2 protein-coding genes and 2 pseudogenes are annotated in these 3,768 nt (G+C 61.5%); 2 read left to right on the top strand and 2 right to left on the bottom strand.

What is annotated here, in order from left to right:
• Positions 1-87: 87 nt before the first annotated feature.
• Positions 88-381, top strand: a pseudogene (locus ACZ6DL_RS38020) (transposase); the annotation flags it as partial.
• Between the two features lie 62 nt (positions 382-443).
• Here ACZ6DL_RS38020 and ACZ6DL_RS38015 read toward each other — a convergent pair.
• Together ACZ6DL_RS38015 and ACZ6DL_RS38010 are read right to left on the bottom strand one after the other, a co-directional pair.
• A pseudogene (locus ACZ6DL_RS38015) lies at positions 444-1,259 on the bottom strand (IS481 family transposase); the annotation flags it as partial.
• 247 nt (positions 1,260-1,506) lie between these two features.
• Complete coding sequence (locus tag ACZ6DL_RS38010) at positions 1,507-2,364, bottom strand: helix-turn-helix domain-containing protein (RefSeq protein WP_466058573.1); 858 nt, start codon at positions 2,362-2,364, stop codon at positions 1,507-1,509.
• 500 nt (positions 2,365-2,864) lie between these two features.
• Here ACZ6DL_RS38010 and ACZ6DL_RS38005 point away from each other — a divergent pair.
• Positions 2,865-3,664, top strand: a protein-coding gene (locus tag ACZ6DL_RS38005) for an IS5 family transposase (RefSeq protein WP_466058571.1) whose coding sequence is annotated in 2 segments (ribosomal slippage) — positions 2,865-3,195 and positions 3,195-3,664 — 801 coding nt in all. Because the reading frame shifts where the segments join, the coding sequence is not laid out codon by codon here.
• Positions 3,665-3,768: the final 104 nt, after the last annotated feature.

Raw genomic sequence — 3,768 nt, 5'->3', positions numbered from 1 at the left:
CGTCCCGTCACCTCCCGCACCCAATCCGACGGCCTTCCCACAACATCCTCCTGACCTCGCATGTTGCTTCCACCGGTTGAACCCGATCAATTCACCTCTTGGGTTTTCGGTGAGAAGATCCGATCGGCCGGACTACTGCCGTCGTTCGGGACTGTCGGCGACGGGCTCGACAACGCCATGATCGAATCCTTCTGGTCGTCGATGCAGATCGAACTGCTCGACCGCAAGAAATGGAAGACCCGCGTCGAACTCGCGAACGCGATCTTCGACTACATCGAGATCTTCTACAACCGCCAACGCCGCCACTCCTCCCGCGGCTACCGCACCCCGATCGAGTCCGAACTACTCTCCGAGAAGACACCCATTCCCGCTGTCAGTTAGCGACCTCGGCTGGAACCAAAAGGGTGGGGCAGGTCAAGTTGTCACCTATCCATGCAGCAGTCCCGTTCGATCTTGCCGTTGGTCTGGGGCCGGTAGGGCCGGGTACGTTTGGCGGTAATGCCGAGCTGTGTGCAGGCGGCAGCCCACGCTTTGGAGCGGTAGCAGCTGCCGTTGTCCGAGAGCACCCGCTCGACGGTGACACCGCGGGCGGCGAACCAGCTCACCGCCCGTCGCAGCACGCCGATGGCGGTATCGGCGGTCTCATCAGCGTGGATCTCGGCGTAAGCGACGCGGGAATGATCGTCGATCACCGTGTGCACGAAGGCTGTTCCCAGCAGCGGGTCGCGGTGGCGGCTGCGGTTGATGCCGGGTGTAGCGGCTCGGTTGCGGCGGCCGATCGCTCGTCCGACGAAGCGCCATCCGCCGCCGACCGGAATGTTGCCGAGCTTCTTGACATCGACATGGATCAATGCCCCCGCGTGTGGGTGCTCGTAGCGGCGGATCACCTCGCCGGTACGAATATCCATGTGTGAGAGCCGATTCAAACGGCAACGGACCAGGACCGCATGCACGGTCGATGCCGGCATCGACAACCGTGAGCCAATCGCCTGCGGCGACAGTCGTCTGCGCCAGCGTAGATCCACGATCTTGCGCACGACCAGGGCCGCAGTGCGGTTCGGGCTGCGATGCGGACGGCTGGACCGATCAGCCATGCCAGCGGCACCCATCTCCCGATACCGTCGCTGCCACCGGTCGGCGGTCGGCCACGCCACATGGAAATGCTCGGCAGCCCGGGCGATCGACCAGCCGTCCTCCACAATGCGACGGGCCAGCAGTAACCGGCCTTTCGGAGTCAACGGTGCGTTAGCGTGGACCACGAAGGTCTCCTGTCCTTGGCAGTGGTTGTCTCAGCAACTCCCACTCCACGACAAGAGACCTTCACCATTCAACGACCACTACAGCGTGTCGTCACAATCCTTCGACCAACCTCCCTGGGCAGTACACCTACACCTAGAACGCTCTGGACAGCCGCTCGTCGAGGCGGTCACGCATTTGGTCCTATGGGTTCGTTCGCCGCGCCAGATTCGATGCGCGCGAGCCATTTCGTCAGATGCGCCGCATGGTCTACGGTTTCTGTTGTATAGCGTGCAATTTCTTCGACCTTCCGTACAGATAGTTCAGGTACTCCGACGGCGTGTACCCGCTGAACTCACGGAACTCACGGTTGAAGTGTGACTGATCAGAATAACCGCAATCCGCTGCGATCTCCTTCAGATACGATCGAGGCGCGGCATTCAGGCGCCGTCGAGCAAGGTCGAAACGAGTAATGCGAGCGGCCGTCTTCGGCGTGAGCCCTACATGCTCTGCGAACTTGAAAATGAGATGTTTGTGGCTCCAGCCCACCTTTTCGGCGATCCGACTGATCGGCATGGCTCCCGCAGTTTCGACGAGCATCGCCCATGCTCGGCTCACCTCCGGCACCCGACCGTGGCCGCGCATGAGGTCAGCATGATCGAGCAAGAAGTCATCGAGAAGGTCGAACTGTCGAGACCACGTCTGCTCATCGCGAAGCCGGCATGCCAATTCACGACCACGTGGCCCGACGGCATCGAGTTCGACGGGCGCCTCCGCAAGATCCGCCCCCGCAAGTTCCAAAAGAGCATGGGCATAGAGCGGATCCAGCCACAGTTCGAGATATGTCGAAGGGCACAATGGCTCAAGGAGTGAAGGGTAAGCCTTCGGCCCTCTGAGGAAGTCCCTCCGATGATGGTCGGGCTGGTGTAAGGCCACGACGACTCGCACAGCCGTGCTGGCATGGAGTACCACGGCGGGCTCGTCAGCTTCGGAGTGCACGGCGTAGTTGCGTGTCACGATCGCTTTCAGCATCGGATCCGGAGGCCTGCATGCTTGCGGCTTGCGGAACTCCTCGGGCTTACCTTTGAACATTTCCATCCCGCGGAACTCGACGCTCGGAATATTCACTAACCTGCAGCGGGCTGGCCAGCACAATGCTGTACCCCCGGTGGGTATCATCAGCGATCACCGCTGGGAAGATACGACGAGTTCTGGTGTCGAAGGAGAAAATACCTTGGATACCTGGAGCCGCCTGTCGCTGATTCCGATGACAGACCATGCAGTCTTACCTCACAGAGTTGTCCCTATTACAGCAGCTCTTGTCGAAGCAACGTCGTGAGTGCTGCGCCTGTGATTGTGGATCGCGGCAGCCGCGTCAGCATCGAGGACCTACCGATCACCTACCTAGGTGTAGGAGGTAATCGGCTACGTCTGTCACCAACGACATGGATATTCGGGGCCGAATGATTCGAGCGGACTCGGATAGCCGGTAACTCGGGAGCGGGATCGAGCAATGACAGGTGAAACGAATGTTCGATGCTGCATGGATCGGTGTTCGCGCACTAAAGAGCTCCTAACAGGTTCTGTCAGGTGGCGGTGAATCGCCGTGTAGTGCAGCATGTTTCGTTGTGGCAGCGCCGTGGATCGTGGATGACCAGCTGTGGGCAGTGATCGAACCGCTACTTCCGGTCCGGGCGCCAGGGACACCGGGGCCGGCGCGGATGGACGACCGGCTGGTGTTGCAGGGGATCTTGTTCGTGCTGTTCACCGGGATCGGGTGGGAGGACCTGCCAAAGGAGTTGGGGTTCGGGTCGGGTATGACGTGTTGGCGACGGCTACGGGACTGGCAGACGGCGGGCGTGTTCGACGCTATGCATGAGACGATGCTCGCTCACTGCCACCGCGCCGGGTTGATCGATTTCGACCGGGTCATCCCCGATGGCTCGCACGTGCGGGCGAAAAGGGGGGCACCGCAACCGGTCCGAGCCCGGTCGACCGCCGCAAAACCGGCTCGAAACACCACATCCTGACCTGCGGAAACGGGCTACCACTCGCGATCACGTTATCGGCGGCCAATGTCAACGACCACCTGATGCTGCCCGAGTTGCTCGACCGGGTCCCACCCCTGCGCGGCAGGCCCGGTCGGCCACGTCAACGGATCACCACGTTGATCGCGGACAAGGGCTACGACTACCCACGCGTGTACGACGAACTACGGCAACGACGCATCACCGGCCACATCCCGCGCCGCGGCACCCGCGACAAGGTCACCGCCGGACGCTGGATCGTCGAACAATCCCTGGCACTGCTACACCAGTACCGCCGCCTCGCCACCCGCTGGCCACGCCGCACCGACATCCACCAAGGACTCCTCAACCTCGCAGCCACCCTCATCTGCTGGCGACGACTCAGCAACCGAACCCGATAGGAGCTCTAAGAGCTCCTAACAGGTTCTGTTGAGTGGCGGTGACTCTCGTTGCGGTGCAGTATGTTTCGTCGTGGCGGCACCGTGGGTCGTGGATGACGAGTTGT

The organism is Nocardia sp. NPDC041819 (genome assembly GCF_055590505.1).
The sequence above is the reverse complement of the archived record's forward strand: the minus strand, read 5'-3'. Positions and strand labels throughout refer to the sequence as shown.